Source organism: Streptomyces sp. NPDC001868 (assembly GCF_040297125.1).
Classification (GTDB): domain Bacteria; phylum Actinomycetota; class Actinomycetes; order Streptomycetales; family Streptomycetaceae; genus Streptomyces.
The window spans coordinates 180,207-203,243 of the sequence record NZ_JBEOYO010000011.1 but is presented as its reverse complement, the minus strand read 5'-3'; the positions used below and the strand labels follow the sequence as shown (position 1 = coordinate 203,243).

Sequence of the window (23,037 nt, the reverse complement as noted above, 5' to 3'; positions counted from 1 at the left end):
CCCAGGAAATCTGACAGCGTCCGGGCGGGTGAACAACCCCTATGGCCCCCGTAAGACGGCCTCACGCGGTTTCCGGCAACCCCAGTTCTATGTGCAGGGGCAGTTCCTGACGGGATGTGATGTCGAGTTTCTTGTAGACACGGGTGAGATGCTGCTCGACCGTGCTGACGGTGATGAAGAGTTCGGTGGAGATCTCACGGTTCGTCATGCCCCGGGCCGCGAGCACCGCCACGCGCCTTTCCGAGTCGCTGAGTTTCGCCGCCGGGTCCGGTATTCGGTGGGGGCCGCGCGGGGACCGCAGGACGGGGCGCTCGTCGACGAGCCCGAGAAAGGCGATCCTTTCCCTCAGAGGGCCCGCCCCGCATTCCTCGGCCAGTTGCTGCGCCTTGCGGAGCGTCAGATCGGCGCGGGCGGACTGGTCGAGGTCCTGGTAGGCCTCCGCGAGGTCGACGAGTACACGTGCCAGTTCCCATGAGTTGCCCGAGGCCTGCAATTGTTCGGCGGCCCGGGTGAGCAGGCCGGGCCGCTCGCACACCTCGGCGAGCTGGGCGCGGACCCGCAGCCACCGCCCGGTGACCAGGGCGCCCTCGGTGCCGGAGGCGGCCTCGTGGGCGGCGAGCAGCTCCTCGGCCTCGTGGGTGTTGCCGAGGGCGAGCCAGGCCTCGGCCGCGTCGATCCGCCAGGTCGGCCGGGGCCGCAGGGACAGCTCCCAGCGCTCGGTGTAGCGGCCCTCGGCCAGGAAGTCCGACAGCGCGAGATGCGGCCGGCCCACGGCCAGCAGGAACCGGCCTCGGGCCCTGAGGTACTCCAGCCCGTAGACGCTGCGGAAGAATCCGTCGGGGACGGGCCGGTCGAGGAGCCGGACGGCCTCCTCGTACCGGCCGGTCGCGGTGCACACGGTGATCAGTACCGTGAGGACCCCGCCGCACAGCCAGTGGCTCGGCGCGTCCCCGCCCAGCTGGAGGACCTCCCGGGCGTACATCTCCGCCTCCGCCGGCCTGCCCTGGGCGAGGGAACTCTCGGCGCGCAGGGCCGTGAAGAGCTGCCGCCAGCCCTCGACGCCGCGCTCGGCGGCCTCGCGCCGGAAGTGCTCGCACCAGGCGTCGGCCAGGTCCGGCCGGCCGGCGGCGATGAGATGGCGCAGTTCGGGCACGATCAGCGGGAGGGTGGTGTCGCCGAGGGTCCAGGAGCCGAGGTGCTCCTCGATCGTGTGGACGGCACGGGCCCGCAGATGGTGGTGGTTGACGCAGACGTTGATCCTTACGCCGTCGGCCGCGACCCGGCAGCCGATGTCGTGGCCCTCGCCGCAGGCGGTCCGCTGGGACGACATCCGGAGGGACCAGGCGTCCGGGATGCCGGGGGTGAGGCAGAAGAACCAGGGCCAGCCCTCGTTGAAGTGGTCCGGCTGCGGGCCCTCCTCGTCCCGGTCCAGTGCGGGCGGGGCCACGGTGCGCAGCATGGACCTGCCCTCCTCCAGCCGGCCGCAGCCGATCAGCAGGAGCGCGGTCAGCACGACCTGGGCGGGGCAGGGGCCGGGCCTGTGGGCGCAGTCGGGCCACGCGGTCGTCTCCAGGTACTGCCGCTCGACCCGCCACGGATCGGTCCGCAGCAGGACGACGGAACGCTTCAGCGCGAGCCGGGCGCGCTCCCAGCAGTCGGTCGTGGAGTCATGGGCGAGTTCCACGCACGCGACCGCGAACCGGGCGTCGTCGAGGGCGAGGGCCTCGTCGGCGGCCCGCTGGAGGATGGCCGACTGCCACGCCTCGGTGACCTGACCGACCTCCAGCAGATAACGGGCCGTCACCCGGGCCCCCACACCGCGTTCGCACAGGTGCTCTGCGGCGCGCAGCAGGATCTCGGCCCGCCGCTCGCAGCCCTGTTCCAGGATGGCGCCCTCCATCACCGGGTGCCGCAGCCGCCAGCCGTCGGTCAGCCCGGCCTCCCGCAGCAGGTTCATACCGCGGACGACCTCCGGGCCGTCCAGGGGCAGGACGGCCGTCAGGGTGGAGAGGTCGGAGAACTCGCGCAGCGCGGCCATCCCCAGGGCGACGGCCTCGGCCAGCCGCCCGCTGAGGCGTACGCAGTCCACGGCCACCTGGGCGTACAGGCCGCGGGGGTAGGGCCAGGGCGCTCCGGGCCCTGAGCGGGTCCGCATGTCCAGCTCTTCGGCCAGGGCGCGGACCAGCAGGGGACTGCCGCCGCTCACGCTGTGGAGTTCCTCGCGGAGCGTCTCGTCCAGCGGGGCGCCGTGGACTTTCTCGCAGAGTTCGACGGCCTGGTCCCGGTCCAGCAGGCCCAGCCTGATCCGGTGGAGGTTGGGCTGCCGGAGCAGATCGCAGTGCACGTCGCCCTTGCAGCCGCCGAACGGCAGCAGGGTGAGCACCAACATGACGGGGCGTTTGCGCAGCCGGCGCCGGGTGGCGTCCAGCAGCCGGCGCCAGTGCGGCGCCTCGCGGTCCTCGGGCCTGTCGAAGCAGACGACCACGGGCGCGGTCTCCGCCAGCTTCGCTATCAACTCGTCTAATGCCGGTGCCTCCTCGCCTTCGGGCGAGCCCGCGCGGGCCGTGTCGTCCGTCCTCGATGCGGGGAGGCCGGCGATGTCGTCGGCGGTGAGAACGGTGGCGCCGGTTTCCGCGGCGTAGTGCGCGAAGCCGTCCATAAGGTCGGTTTTCCCGCAGCCGACGCCTCCCTCCAATACCACGGTCGTGGCGGTGCCGCGTTCGCATTCTGTGAGGAGGGACTTCATGAGTTGCAGTTTGTCGTCTCGGTCAGAAAACAACATGTACGTAACCCCAATCACACCCCACCGTGTTCCGCGTGTTCTGTGGAATCAACCCAGAACGGCCGCAGAGCGCGCCGGACGGTCTGTAGAACTGTCCGATGCGGTCGGTGCCCCCGCAAACACCGCATCGGTAAGCCGAGCCGCACCCAACATAGCCAAGGCACAGCAGCCATGGAAGTGAGCATTCCGGAAACGCTCCGGATGCGACGTATAAAGATTCTCAGAGTTCAGCGCGAAGGATGTTTGCGCGTCAGATCTCTGGCTGTTTCGCTTCCTCCGGAAATGGATCTGGCCATTTCCACGAGAGCCGTCACGTCCATGCCCCGAATCTCCTCGTCCGGGTCGGGATCCACGCCCACGGCCTCGCCCGGTGGTGCCGTACGGCCGGCGGCGAGGGCGAGCAGCGGGTCGAGCAGACCGCTCTCGCGCAGTCGTGCCAAGGGCACGGACAGGATGAGGCTGCGGATCTCCGCCTCCTTTCCTTCGCCGTCCGGTCCGCCGCCCGGCAGGGTCCCTTTCGGCGCGAGCGCGGCCGACACATGGGCGGCGAGCGCGTCGAGCCGGGGGTGATCGAAAGCCAGGGTGGCCGGAAGTCGCAATCCGGTGGCGGCATTGAGCCGGTTTCGCAGCTCCACGGCGGTGAGAGAGTCGAATCCCATCTCGCGGAACGACCGGTCCGTGTCCACCAGCCGCGGGGTGCTGTGCCCGAGCACGGCGGCGACCTCGCCGCGCACCAGAGCGAGCAGGGCGCTGACACGCCGCTCCTCCGGCATGGCCGCCAGGCGCCTGCGCAGCACGTCCCCGGGCTCGTGCGTCTCCCTCGCGGCGGCCCTGCGGCGCGCGCGGGCGCCGCCGGCCGGGCCGAGCAGGGGCTGGAACAGCACGGGCAGCGGCTCGCGCGCGTGGCGCGCCCGCAGGGCCGCGCCGTCGACCGGCGCGGCCACGACCGTGGGACCCGCCGTCCCGCCGGACAGCACCTCGTCGAACAGGGCGAGCGCCTCGTCGGTGGGCAGGGCCCGGAAGCCGCCGGCCCGCAGCCGCCGGTGGTCGGTGGCGTCCAGATGGGCGGTGAGTGCGCTGCTCCGCTCCCACAGCCCCCACCCGATGGACACGGCGGGCAGCCCCCGCGCCCGCCGCCGGTGGGCGAGGGCGTCGAGGAAGGCGTTGGCGGCGGCGTAGTTCGCCTGCCCCGGCGACCCCACGGTGGCGGCGGCCGAGGAGAACAGCACGAACTGCCGTACCTCCGGGCGGAGTCGCGCAAGCCGGTGCAGGTTCCAGGCCCCGTGCGTCTTCGGCCGGAGCACACCGCCGAGCCGGTCCGCCGTCAGGGAGCCGATCGCCCCGTCGTCGGTGGTGCCCGCGCAGTGCACGACACCGCCCAGCCGCACTCCGAGCCGTCCGAGGACGTCGTGGATCCGGTCGGCGGCCCCCGGGTCCGCGATGTCGCCGGCCACGATCTCCGTGTCGGCGCCGGCGTCGGCGAGTTCGGCGCGCAGCGCCTGCGTCTCGGCGGACTCCGGACCCGAGCGGGACAGGAGGACCAGATGACGGGCCGCGTGGTGGGTGACGAGGCGCCGGGCGACCAGGGCGCCCAGGGTGCCGGTGCCGCCGGTGACGAGCACGGTCTCGTCCGGGGCGAACCCGGCGGGCGGCAGGGTCAGTACGGCCTTGCCGACGAGGGTGGCCTGCGCCAGCGCCCGGAAGGCCCGAGGGGCGTGCCGGACGTCCCAGACGGTCGCCGGGGGCGGGGTGAAGGTGCCGTCGGCGAACAGCGCCCCCAACTCGCCCAGGATCTCCTGGATACGTTCAGGTCCCGCGTCGGCCAGGTCGAACGGCCGGTACCGCACCCCGGGCCGGTCCGCGGCGATGCGTCGCGGGTCCCGCAGGTCGGTCTTGCCCATCTCGACGAACCGCCCACCGTGCGGCAGCAGTTCGAGGGAGGAGTCGGTGAACTCCCCCGCCAGACAGTTGAGGACGACGTCCATGCCGCGGCCGTCGGTGGCGGCGAGGAAGGTGTCCCGGAACTCCAGGGTGCGCGAGTCCGCGATGTGCGCGTCGTCGAGACCGGCCGCGCGCAGCGCGTCCCACTTGGGCCGGGACGCCGTCGCGTACACGTCGGCCCCCAGACGGCGGGCGAGCCGCACGGCGGCGGAGCCCACGCCGCCGGCTCCCGCATGGATCAGGACCCGCTGGCCGGCGCGCAGTTCCCCGAGGTCCAGCAGGCCGTAGTACGCGGTCAGGTAGGCGACCGTGGCCGACGCGCCCTGCACGTCGCTCCATCCGTCGGGCACCGGGGCGAGCAGCCGGGCGTCGGCGACGGACAGCGGGGCGAAGGGGGTGTCGAACGTGCCCATCACCCGGTCCCCGGGCACGGGCCGTACGACACCGGGGCCCACCTCGGTGACCACCCCGCAGCCCTCACTGCCGAGCCGGGCCCGGTCCGGGTACATCCCGAGGGCGATGAGGGTGTCCCGGAAGTTCAGCCCGGCCGCCCGCACGGCCACCCGTACCTGGCCCTCGGCGAGTTCGGCGGTACCGGCCGTGTCCGGCACCAGGGCGAGGTTGCCGAACGACCCCGGCTCGGTGACGTCCAGCCGCCACTGCGCCTCGCCGACCGGCGTCCGCAGCACATCCGGCTCACCGGCGGCACGTGTCAAGCGCCGACCGTAGATCCTCCCGTCACGCACAGCGACCTCGGGTTCGCCGACGCCGAGCGCGGCGTCGAGCAGGGCCGGCGTGAGCGTAGCGGGGACGGACGGGGTCGAGGCGGGCGGCTTCTCTTCGAGCGGGGCCGGATCAGGCCACCCGTCGTCGAGCACCCCCGAATCAGACGACCCGTCATCGGCCACGTCCACCAGCATGATCCGGCCCGGCTCCTCCGCCTGGGCCGAGCGCAGCAGGCCGACGAGGGTCGCGTGGGCGGTGCCCGTGGCCGTGGGTGTGGTGCCGGGCACCGGCGCGGCGCCTCGGGTGACGACCACCAGCGGCAGGTCCGCGCTCGCGCCGTCGCCCAGCCAGTGCCGCACCAGCTCCAGCCCCCAGGCGGCGGCGCGTTCGGCGGCCTCGGCCGGAGCGCCCCCTGCCGCCGTGACGGGGCAGCACGCGACGACGGCCGAGGGCGCCGTCACGCCCCCGGCGAGCGCGGCGTCCAGCTCGGCCACATCGCCGTACACCGGCCATCCCTCCCCGGCGCTCTCCCGCTCAGCCCTGTCGCCGTACGGCCGCTCCCCGTCCCCGGCGCTCTCCACGTCCGCCCCGTCGCCGTACCCCGGCCGGTCCCCTACGGCACCCGCGCCGAGCCACGCGTACGAACCGGCGGCGGCGTCCGGTGTCGGCAGTTCCCGCCACTCGACCCGGAGCAGTCCGTCCGGCGTGCCGGGTGCCGCCGGGGCGGGCCGGTCGGGGGAGACGGGCCGGAAGGCGAGTTCGTCCACGGAGAGGACGGGGGCGCCGAGCGCGTCCACCGCGTGCAGGGACAGTCCCTCGGAGCCCGCCGGGGCCAGCCGGACGCGCAGCGACGCGGCGCCGGTCGCGTACGCCGTGGCCCCGGACCACGAGAACGGCAGCCGCGCGCCCCCGTCCAGGGTGCCCGGGAGCAGACCGGCGCCGTGCAGGGCCGCGTCCAGGAGCGCGGGATGCGCCACGAAGCCGTCGCCCGAGGCGTGCGCGGGGTCGGTCTCGACCTCGGCGAACACCTCCTCGCCCCGCCGCCACGCGGCCCGCAGTCCACGGAAGGCGGGCCCGTACCCGAACCCGGCGGTCGCGGTCTTCTCGTAGAAACCGTCCAGTTCGACGGGTTCCGCGCCGGTCGGCGGCCACGCGCCCAGATCGAACTCCGGCTGCGCGGCCCCGCTGAGCACGGCGTCACCGTGCCGGGTCCACTCCTCGCCGGGCAACTCCCCGACCGACTCCGCAGACGAGACTCCGGGGGCTCCGGAGGTTCGGGAGATCCGGGAGTAGAAGCGCACCGCGCGCCGCCCCTCCTCGTCCGGCTCGTCCACGACGATCTGCAACTGCGCCGGCTCCGACGCGTCCAGCGGCAGCGGTGCCGCCAGGACGAGTTCGTCGACCCGGGGGGTCCCGAACCGCTCCCCCACCCACAGCGCCAGCTCCAGAAAGGCGGTGCCCGGCAGCAGGACGGTCCCGTGCACCGCGTGGTCGGCGGTCCAGGGCTGGTCCTTCGGCGAGAGCCGCCCGGTGAACACCGTACGGTCCGCGTCGGCCAGTTCGACGACCGCGCCCAGCAAGGGGTGTTCGACCCGGCCGAGCCCGGCGAGCGCCGCGTCGCCGAACCGTGCGGCGGGCATCTCGGTCCAGTAGCGCCGGTGCTGGAAGGCGTACGTGGGCAGGTCCACGCTCCGTGCCCCGGTCCCCGCGAAGCACACCCGCCAGTCGACGGGGGCACCGCGCACATACGCCTCGCCCAGCGAGAGCAGCAGCCGCTCCGGCCCGCCCTCACCACGACGCAGGGTGCCGGTGACGGCCACGTCGCGTCCGGCCGCCTCCGCCGTCTCCTGCACCGCGCCCGTCAGCACGGCATGCGGGCTCACCTCCACGAACAGCCCGTGTCCCCGCTCCAGCAACGCCCGGGTGGTCTCCTCGAACCGCACCGGCCGGCGCAGATTCCGGAACCAGTACGCTCCGTCCAGCCCGGCCGTGTCGACGCGGCCCCCGGTGACACACGAGTAGAACGCCACCGTCGACGGCCTCGGCGCCACCGGGCCCAGCAGCTCCGCCAACTCCTCCCGGATCTCGTCCACATGGGCGGAGTGCGACGCGTAGTCCACGGCGATCCGCCGGGCACGGGCACCGCGCGCCTCCGCCTCGGCGATGACCTCGTCCAGCCCTTCCGGAGTGCCGGCCACGACCACCGACGACGGACCGTTGACCGCCGCCACCTCCACACGCCCGTCGACCAGCGGAGACAGCTCGCGCACCTCGTCGGCCGGCAACTGTACGGAGGCCATGCCACCCCGACCGGACAGCGCCACGATCGCCTTCGAGCGGAGGGCCACCACACGGGCGCCGTCCGCCAACGACAGCGCGCCCGCCACGACCGCGGCCGCGATCTCCCCCTGCGAATGCCCGACGACCGCCGCGGGTTCCACCCCGTACGACCGCCACACCTCCGCCAGCGACACCATGACCGCCCACAGCACCGGCTGGACGACATCCACCCGGCCCAACTCGCCCTCGTCGGAGAGCACTTCGGTCAACGACCAGTCCACGAAGGCCGACAACGCCTCCTCGCACTCCCCCATCCGCGCCGCGAACACCGGTGAGGACTCCAGCAGTTCCACCGCCATGCCCGCCCACTGCGAGCCCTGCCCGGGGAACACGAACACCGGGCCCAGGGCGCCCCCGCCCGTACGGCCCCGCACCACCGCCGCGTCCGGCCGCCCCTCGGACACCGCCGCCACACCCCGCAGCAACTCCGCACGCCCCGCGCCGACCACCACCGCCCGGTGCTCCAGCGCGGCCCGCGAGACCGTCGACGAGAGGCCGACATCCTGGGGCCGGGCATCGGGGCGGCCCTCAAGATGGGCCAGCAGCCGCGCCGCCTGGGCCCGCAGCCCCGCCTCACCACGCGCGGAGAGCAGCCAGGGCACGGACGGGCCGCCCTCACCCACCTCCGCGGGCGCCTCCGGGGCCACAACTCCCCCGTCGAGATCGCCCCGTTCAGGATCGGTCGGTTCGAGATCGCCCTGTTCGAGATCGCCCTGTTCGAGGACGACATGGGCGTTGGTGCCGCTGATCCCGAACGACGACACCCCGGCCCGGCGCGGACGCCCCGTGTCCGGCCACTCCCGGGCCTCGGTCAGCACCTCCATCGCACCGGCCGACCAGTCGACCTGGCGCGTCGGCGCGTCCACGTGCAGGGTCTTCGGCAGCACCCCGTGCCGCAGCGCCATGACCGTCTTGATCACACCGCCGACGCCGGCCGCCGCCACCGTGTGCCCGATGTTGGACTTGACGGACCCGACCCACACCGGCCGGCCCTCGGGCCGCCCCTGCCCGTACGTCGCCAGCAGCGCCTGGGCTTCGATCGGGTCGCCCAGCCGGGTGCCGGTGCCGTGTGCCTCCACGGCGTCCACGTCCACGGGCGACAGCCCCGCGTTCACCAACGCGTCCCGGATCACCCGCTGTTGGGACGGCCCGTTCGGCGCGGTGAGGCCGTTCGAGGCCCCATCCTGATTGACGGCGGAGCCTCGCACCACCGCCAGCACCGGGCGACCGTGACGGCGGGCGTCCGACAACCGCTCCACCATCAGTACGCCCACGCCCTCCCCCCAGCCGGTGCCGTCGGCCGTGTCCGCGAACGCCTTGCAGCGGCCGTCGGAGGCGAGGCCTCCCTGCCGGGCGAACTCGGGGAAGATGCCGGGCGTCGACATCACGGCCACTCCCCCGGCGAGCGCGAGGTCGCACTCCCCCATCCGCAGTGCCTGGACCGCGAGGTGCAGGGTGACCAGGGAGGAGGAGCAGGCCGTGTCGACGGTCAGCGCCGGGCCCTCCAGTCCGAGCGTGTACGCCACCCGGCCGGACATGACGCTGCTGGTGGTGCCGGTCAGCGACGAGGTCTCCGCGGAGTCCCGGCACGTCGACAGCAGACCGACGAAGTCCTCCGTACCGCCGCCGAGGAAGACACCGGTGCGGCTGCCGCGCAGCGACGACGGGTCGATGCCGGCCCGCTCCACCGCCTCCCAGGAGACCTCGAGCAACAGCCGCTGCTGCGGGTCCATGGCGAGGGCCTCGCGCGGGGAGATGCCGAAGAACTCCGCGTCGAAACCGGCGGGATCGTCGATGAAGCCGCCTTCCAGGGTCGCCGAGGAGGAGGCGTCGCCGGCCGCCTCGTACAGGTCCTCCAGGGGCCAGCCCCGGTCGCGGGGGAAGGCGCCGATCGCGTCCACTCCGTCGGCCACCATGCGCCACAGGTCGTCGGGGGAGGCGACCCCGCCGGGGAAACGGCAGGCCATACCGGTGACGGCGATCGGCTCCCGTACCCGGTCCTCCGTCTGCCGCAGCCGCTCGCGCAGGTCACGGGCGTCGGCGATGGCCCGCCTGAGGTACTCGCGGAGTTTGTGCTCGGTCGCGCTGCCGGGTTCGTCGGATGTGCTGGGCATGCGTGCGTCACTTTCCTCGAAGTGGGGGGTGTGTTGCCTGCCCGGCGGGGGGATGGGGACGGCCGGGCTGGGCGCTGCCGCCCGGTCAGGGCAGCCGGACTCCGTCGTCGACCATGGCGAAGAGGTCGTCGTCGGAGGCCGTGTCGAGGTCGTGTTCGGGGTCCTGGTCGGTGGTCGTGGCGTCCGGTCGGCGCCAGGTCTCCAGCACCTGGCGGAGTCGTTCGTCGAGGTGCCTGCGGTCCGGGTCGTCCGGGGAGACGGCACCCAGGTGCCGGTACAGGCCGTCGAGCAGGGCGAGTGCCTCCTGTGCCGGTGAGGCCTGGGGCGGGGCGAGTTCGGCGCGCAGCAGTTCCGCCAGCGCCTGGGGGGTGGGGTGGTCGAAGACGAGGGTCGCGGGCAGCCGCAGTCCGGTCGCGGCGCCGAGGCTGTTGCGCAGTTCGACGGCGGTGAGGGAGTCGAAGCCGAGTTCGCGGAAGGTCCGCTGGGCGCCGAGGGAGTCGGCCGAGCCATGGCCGAGGACGGTGGCGGTGTGGGTGGTGATGAGGTCGAGGAGCAGCCGGTCGCGTTCGGTGTCGGAGAGCGGGGCCAGCCGCTCGGCGAGGGCGGGTTCCCTGGTGCCCGCGACGGCGGCGCGCCGCAGGACGGGGGCCTGGACGAGGCCGCGGAAGACGGCGGGCAGGGTGCCCGCCTCGGCCTGGGCGCGCAGGGCGGCGGTGTCCAGCGCCAGGGGTGCCACCGCGTCCGCGTCCACGCGCAGCGCGGCGTCGAACAGGGCGAGCCCCTGGTCCGGGCCGAGGGCGCGCAGCCCGGTGCGGGCCATGCGGCGCTGGTCGGTGTCGCCGAGCCCGGCGGTCATCCCGTCGCCTGCCTGCTCCCAGGCCCCCCAGAGCAGGGAGACGCCCGCGAGTCCCCGGGCCCTGCGCCGGGCGGCGAGGGCGTCCAGACAGACGTTGGCGGCGGCGTAGTTGGCCTGGCCGGGGTTGCCGGTGAAGCCGGAGGCGGAGGAGAACAGCGCGAACAGGGCCGGGTCGTGGCCGAGTTCGCGGGTGACCGCGTCGAGGTTCGCGGCGGCGTCGACCTTGGGGCGCAGGACGCGGTGGAGTTGCTCGTCGGTGAGGCCGGCGGCGATGCCGTCGTCGAGGAGTCCGGCGGTGTGCACGACCGCCGTGACCGGCCGGCCGGGGAGGAGCGCGGCCAGGGCGGTGCGCAGGGCGTCGCGGTCGGCGAGGTCGCAGGAGAGGGTGGTGACGCCGTCGGCGCCTGCCGCGCGCAGGCCGGCCTCCAGCTCGGCCGCACCCGGGGCGTCGGGGCCACGGCGGCTGAGGAGCAGCAGATGCCGGGCGCCGTGGCGGGTGACGAGGTGCCGGGCGACGAGGCCGCCGAGGTGGCCGCTCGCGCCGGTGACGACGAAGGTGCCCTCGGGGTCGGGCCCGCGCGGGACGGTGAGGACGGCCTTGCCGACGAGTTTCGCCTGGCTGAGCGCGCGGAAGGCGTCGCGGGCCCGGCGGATGTCCCAGACGGTCAGCGGCGGCGGGGTGAGCGCTCCCTCGGCGAAGAGGTCGAGGACCGCCCGGAGCATCTCGCGCATCCGGTCGGGGGCCGCCTCCTGAAGGTCGTACGCCTGGTAGGTGACGCCGGGGTGGGCGGCGGCCACGGCCTGGGGGTCGCGGATGTCGGTCTTGCCCATCTCCAGGAAGTGCCCGCCCCGGGGCAGCAGTCCGAGGCCCGCGTCGACGAACTCCCCGGCGAGACAGTCCAGGACGACGTCCATGCCCTGCCCGCCGGTGCTCTCCCGGAAGTGGTCGGCGAAGCCGAGGCTGCGCGAGTCGGCGGTGTGGGCGTCGTCGAGCCCGGCGGCCCGCAGCACGTGCCGCTTTCCGGCGCTGGAGGTGGCGTACACCTCGGCGCCCAGATGCCGGGCGAGCTGCACGGCGGCGGTACCGACGCCTCCGGCGCCGGCGTGGACCAGTACCTTCTGGCCGGGCCGGACCCCGGCGAGGTCAACGAGGCCGTAGTAGGCGGTGAGGTAGGCGATGGGTACGGCGGCGGCCTGTTCGAAGGTCCAGCCGTCGGGCATCGGGGCCAGCCAGCGGTGGTCGGTGACGGCGACCGGGCCGAAGGTGGCGGGGCCCAGACCGAGGACCCGGTCGCCGGGCGCGACGCCGGTCACGTCGGGGCCGACGGCCGTGACCACACCGGCGAGTTCGCCGCCGAGGCCGCGCAGTCCGTCGACGAGGCCGAGGGCGACGACGACGTCCCGGAAGTTCACGCCGGAGGCGCGTACGTCGACCCGTACCTGGCCGGGGCCGAGCGGTGCGGTCAGGGCCTCGGGGGCCGGGACGAGGGCGAGGTCGTCGATGGTGGCGCCGTCGCCCGCCCGGTCGAGGACCCACGGGCCGGGCCCGGCGGGCGGCAGCAGCGCGGTGTCGCGGGAGAGGGGGACCAGCCGGGGCGCGTGGACGGTGCCGGCGCGCAGGGCGAGCCGGGGTTCCGGGAACGCCACGGCCCGGGTGAGGACTGCGGCCGACGCCTCGTCACCGTCCCAGTCGACGACGGCGATCCGGTCGGGGTTCTCGTGCGCGGCGGAACTCAGCAGCCCCCACACGGCGGCGGCCACCGGATCGGGGGCGTCCTCCTCGTCCCCGACGCGTACGGCGCCCCGCAGCAGCACGATCAGCCGGGCGGCGCCCGAGTCGGCGGAGTCGGCCAGCCGGTCCCGTACGGTGTCGAGCGCCCGCGCGGTCACGGTGTGCACGGCGGCCACGGCCTCGGTGTCGCCGGGGTCGGTGCCGGGCGGCAGGGCTGCGTCGAGGGCGAGGACGACCTGGTCGGCGTCCCGCGCGGCGGTGGCCGGGTCGGGGTGGAGGGTGGCTTCGGGCAGGTCGGGCAGTCGGCCCGGGTCCCCGACGAGGGCCCAGCGGCCGGCCGGGGCGGCGGATTCGGCGGGCAGCGGCACCGTCTCCCAGCCGGGGAGGTGGAGTTCGTCGGTCGACGCGGCGGCGGGGGCCGGGGCGGCGAGGTCGGGGGCGGCGCGGACGGTCAGCGAGCGGATCGTCGCCACCGGGGTGCCCGTCGGATCGGCGAGCGCGAGGGCGAAACTGTCCGGTCCTGTGGGGGTGATACGGACGCGCAGCGCGGTGGCGCCGGTGGCGTGCAGGGTCACCCCGTCCCAGACGAACGGCAGCCGCGCCTGCCCGGCCGCCTCGGCGAACGCGCCGCCCGCGAACACGGCCGCGTGCAGGGCCGCGTCGGCGAGCGCGGGGTGCAGCGCGAAGTCGGCGGCGCCCGCGACCGGTTCGGGCAGGACGACCTCGGCGTACACCTCGTCGCCGTGCCGCCAGGCCCGCCGTACTCCCTGGAAGGCCGGGCCGTAGGCGAAGCCGCCGGCGGCGAAGTCGGCGTAGAGGCAGTCCGTGTCGACGGCGGTGGAGTCGGCCGGGGGCCAGGAAGCCCCCGATCCCCCTTGCGCGCCGGGCCTTTCGGGCCCGCCGGCCTCTGCGGTCTCTTCGGTCTCTTCGGCGCCGATGACGCCGTCGGCGTGGGTGGTCCACTCGTCGCCGTCGGCGGACTCCGGCTGGGAGACCACACGGAAGGCGCACCGCCCGTCGTCGTCGGGCCCGTCGACGACGACCTGGACCCGTACGCCGCCGGTGGCGGGCAGGATCAGGGGGGCTTGGAGGACGAGTTCGCCGACGGCCAGGGCCGTTCGGGTCGTGGCCTCCAGGCGGGAGGCGGCGTGCAGGGCCAGTTCCAGCAGGGCGGTGCCGGGGACGAGGACCGCGCCGCCGACCGCGTGGTCGGCCAGCCAGGGGTGGGTGTCCAGGCCGAGGCGTCCGGTGAGCAGCAGGGTGCCGGTGCCGGCCACGGTGACGGCGGCGCCCAGCAGGGGGTGCCCGGCGGTGGGCAGCCCGGCCGCGCCCGTGGAGGCGGTCGCGCCCGGCTTGGGCCGCAGCCAGTAGTGCCGCCGCTGGAAGGCGTACGTCGGCAGCGGTACCCGTCGTGCGCCGCGGCCCGCGAAGAAGGCCGCCCAGTCCACCGGGACGCCACGGGCGTGCAGTCGGGCGAGCGCGGTGACGAGGGCGCGGGTCTCGGGCTGGTCGCGGCGCTGCGCCGCGACGGTGGGGAGGGCGCCCTCGTCGGCGTCCGCCATGGCGGTGAGCGCGGCGTCGGGGCCGAGTTCGAACTGCGCGGTGACGCCCGCCTTCCGCAGCGCGCGGGTCACGTCGTGGAAGCGCACGGTGTCCCGGACCTGGCGGGCCCAGTACTCCGGCGACCGCCACTCCTCGTCGTTCTGCGGGGCGCCGGTGACGCTGGAGACGACGGGGACGGCCGGCGGTCGGAACTCCAGCTTCCGTACGACGTCACGGAAGTCGTCGAGCATGGGGTCCATGAGCGGTGAGTGGAAGGCGTGGGACACGCGCAGCTGCCGGGTGCGGCGGCCGAGGCCGGTGAAGTGCTCGGCGATCGAGGCGACGGCGGCGGCCGTGCCCGAGGCCACGACGGACCGCTCGCCGTTGACGGCGGCCAGCGCGACGGCGGTCTCCTGCCCCGCGAGCAGTGGCGCGACCTCGTCCTCGGTGGCCTCCAGGGCGACCATGGCGCCGCCCGCCGGGAGCGCCTGCATGAGCCGGCCGCGCGCGGCCACCAGGGCACAGGCGTCGGGCAGCGTCAGCATGCCGGACACATGGGCGGCGGCCAGTTCGCCGATGGAGTGCCCGGCCAGATAGCGGGGTGTCACCCCCCAGCTCTCCACCAGCCGGAAGAGCGCCACCTCCATCGCGAAGGTCGCCGCCTGGGTGTACTGGGTCTCGTCCAGCAGCGCGGCGGCGTCGGTGCCGGGTTCGGCGAACATCAGGTCGCGCAGGGGCTGTTCCAGGTGGGCGTCGAGTTCCGCGCAGGCGGCGTCGAGGGCCTGCGCGTAGACCGGGAAGACCGTCGCCAACTCCCGCCCCATGCCGGGTCGTTGGGCACCCTGACCGGTGAACAGGAAGGCACAGACCTGTTCGTCGGCCAGGCCCGTCACCAGGCCGGGGGCAGGTTCTCCGGAGCCCAGGGCCGTCAGGGCGCGGGCGAGATCGTCGCCGTCCGTCACGACGGCCACGGCCCGGTGTTCGAGCGCGGCACGTGTGGTGGCGGTGGCGAGGCCGAGGTCGAGCAGCCGGGGGCCGTCCCCCTCGGCGGTGGTCCGGGTCACGTGCACGTGCAACCTGTCGGCCTGCGCCCGCAGGGCGTCACCGTCACGGGCGGAGACGAAGACGGGCACGGCGGGCAGGGGCTGGGCGGCCGGGACGGCGTCGAGCGCCTCGTCGTGGGCTGCGCGCACCCCATCGGTAGCGGCGACCGCACCCCCGCCGGCCGACAGCGCGTCGGCCGACACCGCGTCGGCCTCCTCCGCCGGGGCCTGCTCGACGATCACATGCGCGTTGGTGCCGCCCACGCCGAACGACGAGACGGCGGCACGGCGGGGCCGGTCGAGGGCGGGCCAGTCGCGGGGCTCGGTGAGGAGTTCGACGGCGCCGGCGGTCCAGTCCACCTGGGGTGACGGCCGGTCGACATGGAGCGTGCGGGCCAGTCGCCCGTGCCGCATCGCCATCACCATCTTGATGACACCGGCGGCTCCGGCGGCGGCCTGGGGGTGCGCCAGGTTGGACTTCACCGACCCCAGCCACAGCGGCTGCCCGTCGGGCCGCTCCGCGCCGTACGTGGCCAGCAGCGCCTGCGCCTCCACGGGGTCGCCGAGCCGGGTGCCGGTGCCGTGTCCCTCGACGACGTCCACGTCGGCGGCGGTCAGCCGGGCGTTGGCCAGCGCCTGGCGGATGACGCGCTGTTGGGAGGGGCCGTTGGGGGCGGTGAGGCCGTTGGAGGCGCCGTCCTGGTTGACTGCGGTGCCCCGGATCACGGCGAGGACCTGGTGGCCGTGGCGCCGGGCGTCCGAGAGGCGCTCCACAACCAGTACGGCCGCGCCCTCGCCCCACGCGGTGCCGTCGGCGGCGTCCGCGAAGGACCGGCAGCGGCCGTAGGGGGCGACATTGCCCTGCCGGGTGCTCTCGACGAAGGTGAACGGGCTGGACATGACGGTGACACCGCCGGCCAGCGCGAGGTCGCACTCGCCGGACCGCAGCGACTGGGCGGCCAGGTGCAGGGTGACCAGGGAGGAGGAGCAGGCCGTGTCGACGGTGAGGGCGGGGCCTTCGAGACCGAGGGTGTAGGCGACCCGGCCGGAGACCACGCTGCCGGCTATACCGGTGCTCAACAGGCCCTGGGCCTCGTCGGGGAGGGTGGACAGTTCGCCGCCGTAGTCGTGGTACATGATCCCGGCGTAGACGCCGGTGCGGCTGCCGGCGAGGGTGGCGGGCACGATCTGGGCGTGTTCCAGCGCCTCCCAGGTCACTTCGAGGAGCAGGCGCTGCTGCGGGTCCATGGCGAGGGCCTCGCGCGGTGAGATCCCGAAGAACCCGGCGTCGAACTCACCGGCGTCGTAGAGGAAGGCCCCTTCGCGGGCCCGGCTGGTGCCGAGCCGGTCGTCGCCGTCGGCGAACAGGGCCTCGAAGTCCCAGCCCCGGTCGTCGGGCATCGCCCCTACGGCGTCCCGGTCCTCGTCGACCAGCCGCCACAGGTCGTCGGGGCCGGTGATACCGCCGGGGAAACGGCATCCGATACCGACGATGGCTATGGGTTCGCTGTCGGCGTCCTCCAGCTGTTTGAGCCGTCGGTGCGCCTTGCGCAGGTCGCCCGTCATGGTGCGGATGTACTCGACGAGGCGTGCTTCGTCCGTCACTGGAACCCCCTGGGGTCGGAGCCGTGCGGATGTTCACCAGGGAGCGGGCAGCGGCTGCCGCAGGACGGCGGGCCGAGCGTCCTGGATATTGGGAGATTCAAGTAGAAAGGATCACGGCCGCGTCGCGACACCCCTGACCTAGGCCTCGGAGGTTAGGGGTGGGGTCAGGGGGCCGACGGGAGCCGGCCGGTCACCGTCGGCTGTTAGCGTCCGAGGACCGCCAGCCCCGAGCCCCCGGAGCCACCAGGTGACCGTGCAGACCGAGGACAGGGATCTGTGGATCCGCCGCTACCACCCCGCCCCGGACAGTGCGGTGCGGCTGCTGTGCCTGCCGCACGCCGGAGGATCGGCGAGCTTCTACTTTCCCGTGTCCCAGGCCCTCTCCCCACGGATCGACGTGCTCGCGGTGCAGTACCCGGGCCGCCAGGACCGCCGCCTGGAACCCTGTGTCGAGACGATCCCCGAACTCGCCGACCGCCTCCTGCCGTTGGTCGTCCGGGAGGCGGACCGTCCCCTCGCCCTGTTCGGCCACAGCATGGGCGCGTCCCTCGCCTTCGAACTCGCGGGCCTTCTGGAGCGACAGGCCGGTGTGGTGCCGACGATGCTCTTCGCCTCGGGCCGGCGCGCCCCGTCCCGTTTCCGCCCCGAGGACGATGTGCACCGCCGGGGCGACGAGGCCCTCCTCGCGGAGATAAAGCGCCTCGCCGGCACCGACACCCGCATCCTCGGCGACGACGAGATGCTCCGGATGATCCTCCCCGCCCTGCGCAACGACTACCGCGCCGCCGAGCTCTACCGCCCCGGCCGTATCCACCAAGTCGCCTGCCCCATCACGGCGTTGGTGGGCACCAGCGACCCCAAGGCCCCCCTGGACGACGTACACGCCTGGCAGGACCACACGACCGGCGCCTTCACGACGCACACGTACCCGGGCGGCCACTTCTACCTGGTCGACCAGGCCCCCCAGGTACTCCGGCTGCTCACCGAGACCCTGACGACGGCACGTCCCGCCGCGCCCGCCGAGCGCTGACTCGGTCTCGCCCCCCGGCCCGGCTACCGCTCGGCTCGCGCGTCCGCCTCGGCCAACAGTTCATGCGCGACCGCGTTGACCGCCTCCACCCCGCCCTGGCGGTCGAAGCGGAACAGGAGTGTCCCGCTGGTCTGGGCCCAGGTGCGGGCCTGCGGGGTGTACCCGGCGGCGGAGAAGAAGACGCCGGTCTTCCCCTCGTGCGCGGCGACGCCGTGGAGTTGCTGCACGGTCGGGCGGCCGGTGGCCTTGCCCTCCAGCTTCACCTGGGCGACGGCGCGGGCGCTGACCACGTCGATACCGCCGTCCGCGCCGACCGGGGTGGCGACCGCGTCGGCGAAGCCGAGGTAGCGCATCCACTCGGCGGCGATCAGCTCGGCGTCGCGGGCCTCGCGGATCAGCCGCTCGGGCGGCCGGCCGGAGGGCACGGTCGCCGTACGGCGGGACGAGGCGGCGAGTTCGCGGGCGGCGACGGCCGTCTCCAGGCCGTGGTTGGCGGAGAAGAGGAACGTACGCGCGCCGGAGGCGAGGAAGCCGGGCGCGCCGGGCTGAACCTCCGGGGCGTCGTCGCGGTAGACGACGTCCCGGTCCTTCACCACCAACGCCCGGTCGGTGAGGACCGCGAGCGCCCGGGCGCTGCCGGCGGCACCCTGCTCGGGGCCGACGGCCAGGCCGAGTATCCGCTCGTCGGCGGCGACATGGGCACGGGCCAGTTTGGTGAACCGCACCGCGAGCGGCTGGGGGTCGTAGGGGATCAGCCGGGCCATGCACGCGGCGATCGCGTCCTCGACCGTGGCGCCCAGCGGCGGCAACTCCGCCAGGAGCCGCTCCGCCTCCGCCTCGATGTCCCGCACGGGCGGGCCGGTGTCCGCCGACGCCGCCCCCTCACTGACCAACTGGATCGCCCGCCGGTCCGCGGCGGCCACGCGGGCGGCGGTGCTGAAGTTCGCGTTCCAGACGATCGCCCCCACCGACGCGAGCAGGCCCACCCACAGCACCGCCCACGAGCTGAACGCGACCGCCACGACCACGCTCACGGCCACGCAGGCGCAGCCGACAGCGGGGATGCTGGGCCCAGCGGCGCCGCCGTCCGGCAGGCACGGTCGGCCGTCCTCCCGCTGATGCCGGGCCATCCCCTGCCGTGTCGCCGCCACCTGCCGACCGCACAGCGGACACGCCAGACCGCTCATCCGCCCCCACCCCCGCACCGGTACGTCTCGATCTCCCCGGCCGGGAGACTAACAGCGGCCACCGACAACGCGGCGGGCCGCCGTGGTCGGTGGCTTCACCTCGGTGGCTTCCGCCATGTCCTGATCTCGGTGGCCGGAAGGCGCTCCGCGAAACGGTGGTCGGGGGCCGTCTCCTCCAGGAGCGCGCGCAGGTCCCGCTCGAAGTCCGCCTGCCTGTCGCCGAACAGATGCGGCGCCGCGTCGGACCGGGAGAACGTCCACGCGACGATGTCGTCCGCGGTGCGTGTGACGACTTCCCCGGCCGGCACCACGAGTCGTCCGTAGCCCTCGAACCCGGCGCGTTCGATGATGGGGCCCTCCCCGCCGGGTGTCCCGTCGACGAGCACTCCCTGCCCCGCGCGACGCACCGGGCCGAGGTATCGGCGGACCAGGTCGGCGACGCGGTCGTACGGTGGCGCGGGCGACGGCGGAGACGCCGGGTCCGGAAGCGGGTCCTTGAGATCGCTGACGTGGACGAGCGCGCCGCCCGGTTCCAGCATCTCCAGCACGGTGGCCGCGACGCGCTCACGGTCCGTCCAGTGGAAGGACTGCGCGAACACCACGGCCCGGAACTCCCCCAGGCCCGCCGGCAGGTCCTCGGCACGGGCGGCCACCCAGCGCGCGTTGGTCACCCCTCGGCGTACGGCCCGGCGCTCGGCCTCGGCGAGCATGTCCTCGTCCGGATCGACGCCGACCGCCTCCGTGAAGAACCGTGCCATCGGCAGCAGCACGATCCCGGGGCCGCAGCCGACGTCGAGGAGTCGGCCCCGGCCGTCCAGACCCAGGGCCCCGGCGAGCGCTTCGGGGAATCCGGCGGCGTACGGGAGCCGGCCTCGCTCGTAGTAGGCCGCGCTGCCCTGGAAGAGGGTGCGGTCCCACTGCCATCCCTCGGGCATGACGTCTCGCCCTTTCCCCTCACCGCGTGACCGGGCCCACCGCTCCGGTCAGTCGAACTCCTCAACGTACTCCTCCGGCGGTCCCAGCTCGGGACCCGCCCGCAACTCCAGTTCCCCACCGAGCCGTTCCAGTTCGAGGACCGTCACGGTGTTCGCTCCGGCGCGCAGCAGGGGTGCCGGGCAGTACAGCGTGACCTGCGGCCCGATCTCCCAGTGGCGGCCGAGGAGGAAGCCGTTGACCCAGACGAGGCCCCGACACGACCCCGGCAGGGCGAGGAAGGTGTCCGCGGGTGTGTCGACCCGCAGTTCGGCGACCGCGAACCCGGCGCCCGTGCGCGCGGGCCCGGCCGCGACCGCCTCCGCCAGCTCCCCGGCGGCCCACTCCTGGAGCGCCACCGGCACGCTCTCCCAGCCCTGCACGATCCGCCGGTCGAGGAGGACCGGACCGAGCAGGCCCTTGTGTCCGCCGATGCCGGGACCGTAGTTCACCCGTCCGAGGTTCTCGACGAGGATCTCCAGGCGTACGACCTCGCCGGTTCCGTCGACGCGGAGTTCCGGGGAGCCGGCATCGGCGACCCCGGTGAAGGTGCCGTCGACGAAGACCAGGGCCCGGTCCCGTACGTCGGTGAGGACGAGCCGGTGTGCGCCCGGCGGGACACGGGGGTGCGCGGTGTAGAGGACCATGCCCGCGTCGAGGCCGAGCTGTTCGAAGGAGGCGGGGCGGGGCGCGGTCGTGGTCGGGGCCGGTACGGCGCGCAGGCCGGGGAGCAGATCGGCGTGGTGGACGAGCGGGAGGCGGGCCGGGGGCAGGGTCGGCAGGCGCGGGGGTGACCGGAGCGGGCCCCGGGCGCCGAGCGCCTCGCGTACGGCGTGGAACTTGGCGGTGAGGCCGCCGTCCTCGGCGATCGGCGCGTCGGAGTCGTAGCTGGTGACGACGGGTTCGAGACGGCCCTCGTGGTCGTTGGCGCCCGCCCAGAGGCCGAAGTTGGTGCCGCCGTGGGCCATGTAGACGCTCACGCTGCCGCCGTCGGCGACGATGTCGCGGAGGGTCTGCACCGCGCTGTCCACACCTCGGACGTGGTGCGGTTCTCCCCAGTGGTCGAACCAGCCGTTCCAGAACTCGGCGACGACGAAGGGTTCGTCCGGTCGGCGGTCCGCGAGGAGTCCTCGGGCGTGGTCGGGCTTGGAGCCCAGGGTGACGGCCGTGAGGGTGCCGGGCAGGGTGCCGCCGTCCAGCATCAGTTCGGTGGGGCCGTCGGCGGTGAACAGCAGCTCGCGGATGCCGCGTTCGGCGAGGGCCCGGCGGTTCCAGCGCAGATAGGCGTGGTCGTCGCCGTAGCTGCCGAACTCGTTCTCGATCTGCACCGCCACGACCGGGCCGCCCTCGGACGCCTGGAGTGCGGCGATACGCGGCACCAGGTCGTCGAACCAGCGGCCGACGGGGGTGGTGAACGCCGGGTCGGAGCTGCGGATCGCGAGGTCGCGGGCGGTGAGCCAGCTGGGCAGGCCGCCGTTGGACCACTCCGCGCAGATGTAGGGGCCGGGGCGGACGATGACGTCGAGGCCCTCCTCCCCCGCCGTGCGGACGAACCGTTCGAGGTCGCGCCAGCCGTCGAAGCGGGGCGGCTCGTCCTCGCGGGGCTGGTGGAAGTTCCACGGCACATAGGTGTCGACGGTGTTGAGGCCGAGGTCGGCGAGGCGGCGGATCCGGTCCCGCCAGAGGTCGGGGTGGACCCGGAAGTAGTGCAGCGCGCCGGAGAGGATGCTATGCGGTTCGCCGTGCCGGTACAGGCGGCGCCCGCCCCAGGTGAGCGCACCGGTGGCGCCGGTGACGACCGCTTCGGCCGCCGTACTCGCCGTGCCGCTCGTCGTACCGCGCGCCGCATCGGTTGTGGTGTGGGCCGGGCAGAGGGGTGTCGTGGTCGGCTCAGTCACGAACTGAGCCTATGTTATCGGTGCCATGTGTAACAAGGTCGATAGAATCCGGTGAACGACACCGCGGGCCGTCCGCGGGAGGGGAGCACCATGTCCGAGGAGACCGCGAGGCTCAGGCAGCCGAGCATGGCCGATGTGGCGCGGGCCGCCGGGGTGTCGGCGCAGACCGTCTCGCGTGCGCTCCGCGGCTCACCGAACGTGAATCCGGAGACCAGGCGGCGCGTGCTCGCCGCCGTGGAGCAGGTCGGCTACCGCTTCAACAGTGCCGCCAGGGCGCTCTCCTCGGGCCGCAGCCACACCATCGGCCTGGTGCTGCTGGCGTCGGGCGGGTACTACTCGCGCTCGGCGGTGACCGCCGGTGTCGAGGCGGCGGCCGGCGCGGCCGGGTACGCGGTGAGCATCGCGACCATCGCCGCGCTGGACACGGGCCTGATGGAGCAGTCCCTGTCCAAGCTGGCCGACCAGGGCGTGGACGGCTTCGTGATCGCCGTGCCCCTCATCTCCGTGACGCGGAAGATGGAGGACATCACCCGCGACATCCCGACCGTCACCCTCGACGGCTCGCGCACGGCGGGCGCCCGGGTGCTCGGCATCGACCAGCAGGAGGCGGGCCGGGTCGCCACCCAGCATCTGCTCGACCTGGGGCACCGTCAGGTCTGGCACATCTCGGGCCCGGACGAGTGGATCGAGGCGCGCCGGCGGCGGCAGGGCTGGCAGGAGTGCCTGACGGCGGCCGGGATCGAGCCGCCGCCGATCCTGGAGGGTGACTGGTCGCCCGACTCCGGTCACCGGCAGGGGCAGATCATCGCGATGATCCCCGAGGTCACGGCGGTGTTCGTCGCGAGCGACGAGATGGCCTTCGGGGTGATCCGCGCCCTGCACGAGCGGGGCCGGTCGGTGCCCGACGACGTGTCCCTCGTCAGCGTCGACGACATCGCCCTCTCGGCCTACAGCTCGCCCCCGCTGACCACCGTCCGGCAGGACTTCTACCGCTACGGCGCGGCGGCCGTCGACCTGCTCCTGCACGGCGACGAGGCCGATGTCGACGCCTCCGTGGTCACCGCGTCGCTGACGGTTCGCGCCTCCACGGCACCCCCGCGCTCCTCCTGACCGACCGTCACCGCACGCCCCGTTCCAGGCCCCGCACAACACCGGCCCCGGGCCCGTCCGTTCGGCAACTCCCTCTCGTGAGCCTCTTGCGCTGTCATGTTATCGGTGCCACCGTAACAACAGCGGATCGCCATGTGATCCAGATCTCTCGCAGCCAGG

8 protein-coding genes are annotated in these 23,037 nt (G+C 74.2%); 2 read left to right on the top strand and 6 right to left on the bottom strand.

All coding sequences use genetic code 11. The features are described 5' to 3' along the window. Nucleotides 1-61: 61 nt before the first annotated feature. The 3 genes from ABT147_RS16355 to ABT147_RS16345 all read right to left on the bottom strand — a co-directional run bounded on the left by ABT147_RS16355 (nucleotide 62) and on the right by ABT147_RS16345 (nucleotide 16,681). Complete coding sequence (locus ABT147_RS16355; RefSeq protein ID WP_351406331.1) at nucleotides 62-2,746, bottom strand: LuxR C-terminal-related transcriptional regulator; 2,685 nt, start codon at nucleotides 2,744-2,746, stop codon at nucleotides 62-64. 263 nt (nucleotides 2,747-3,009) lie between these two features. Further along, complete coding sequence (locus ABT147_RS16350) at nucleotides 3,010-9,834, bottom strand: type I polyketide synthase (protein ID WP_502983095.1); 6,825 nt, start codon at nucleotides 9,832-9,834, stop codon at nucleotides 3,010-3,012. A 154-nt stretch (nucleotides 9,835-9,988) separates the two neighbouring features. Continuing rightward, nucleotides 9,989-16,681, bottom strand: a complete 6,693-nt coding sequence (locus ABT147_RS16345; RefSeq protein ID WP_351406327.1) for a type I polyketide synthase — start codon at nucleotides 16,679-16,681, stop codon at nucleotides 9,989-9,991. 247 nt (nucleotides 16,682-16,928) lie between these two features. Between ABT147_RS16345 and ABT147_RS16340 the strand changes: the two genes are divergently transcribed. Beyond that, nucleotides 16,929-17,711, top strand: coding sequence for a thioesterase II family protein (locus tag ABT147_RS16340; RefSeq protein ID WP_351406325.1), 783 nt, complete (start codon nucleotides 16,929-16,931; stop codon nucleotides 17,709-17,711). Between the two features lie 23 nt (nucleotides 17,712-17,734). On the opposite strand, the gene ABT147_RS16335 is transcribed toward ABT147_RS16340, so the two are convergent. The 3 genes from ABT147_RS16335 to ABT147_RS16325 all read right to left on the bottom strand — a co-directional run bounded on the left by ABT147_RS16335 (nucleotide 17,735) and on the right by ABT147_RS16325 (nucleotide 21,768). After that, a complete protein-coding gene (locus ABT147_RS16335; protein WP_351406323.1) occupies nucleotides 17,735-18,898 on the bottom strand; it encodes a restriction endonuclease in 1,164 nt (387 codons plus the stop codon). 95 nt (nucleotides 18,899-18,993) lie between these two features. Beyond that, nucleotides 18,994-19,833 (bottom strand): class I SAM-dependent methyltransferase, encoded by an 840-nt coding sequence (locus ABT147_RS16330; protein ID WP_351406321.1) that lies wholly within the window; start codon nucleotides 19,831-19,833, stop codon nucleotides 18,994-18,996. A 48-nt stretch (nucleotides 19,834-19,881) separates the two neighbouring features. After that, on the bottom strand, nucleotides 19,882-21,768 hold the full coding sequence (locus ABT147_RS16325) for a glycoside hydrolase family 35 protein (RefSeq protein ID WP_351406319.1): 1,887 nt from the start codon (nucleotides 21,766-21,768) through the stop codon (nucleotides 19,882-19,884). A 90-nt stretch (nucleotides 21,769-21,858) separates the two neighbouring features. Here ABT147_RS16325 and ABT147_RS16320 point away from each other — a divergent pair, with 90 nt between their 5' ends. After that, nucleotides 21,859-22,878 carry a LacI family DNA-binding transcriptional regulator gene (locus ABT147_RS16320; RefSeq protein WP_351406317.1) on the top strand — a complete coding sequence of 340 codons (1,020 nt, stop codon included), beginning with the start codon at nucleotides 21,859-21,861 and terminating at the stop codon, nucleotides 22,876-22,878. Nucleotides 22,879-23,037: the final 159 nt, after the last annotated feature.

What these genes read in the sequence shown, in the direction of transcription:
- ABT147_RS16320 (WP_351406317.1), top strand. Translation starts at nt 21,859, where the DNA reads ATGTCCGAGGAGACCGCGAGGCTCAGGCAGCCGAGCATGGCCGATGTG.
- ABT147_RS16330 (WP_351406321.1), bottom strand. Translation starts at nt 19,833, where the DNA reads ATGCCCGAGGGATGGCAGTGGGACCGCACCCTCTTCCAGGGCAGCGCG.
- ABT147_RS16355 (WP_351406331.1), bottom strand. Translation starts at nt 2,746, where the DNA reads ATGAAGTCCCTCCTCACAGAATGCGAACGCGGCACCGCCACGACCGTG.
- ABT147_RS16335 (WP_351406323.1), bottom strand. Translation starts at nt 18,898, where the DNA reads ATGAGCGGTCTGGCGTGTCCGCTGTGCGGTCGGCAGGTGGCGGCGACA.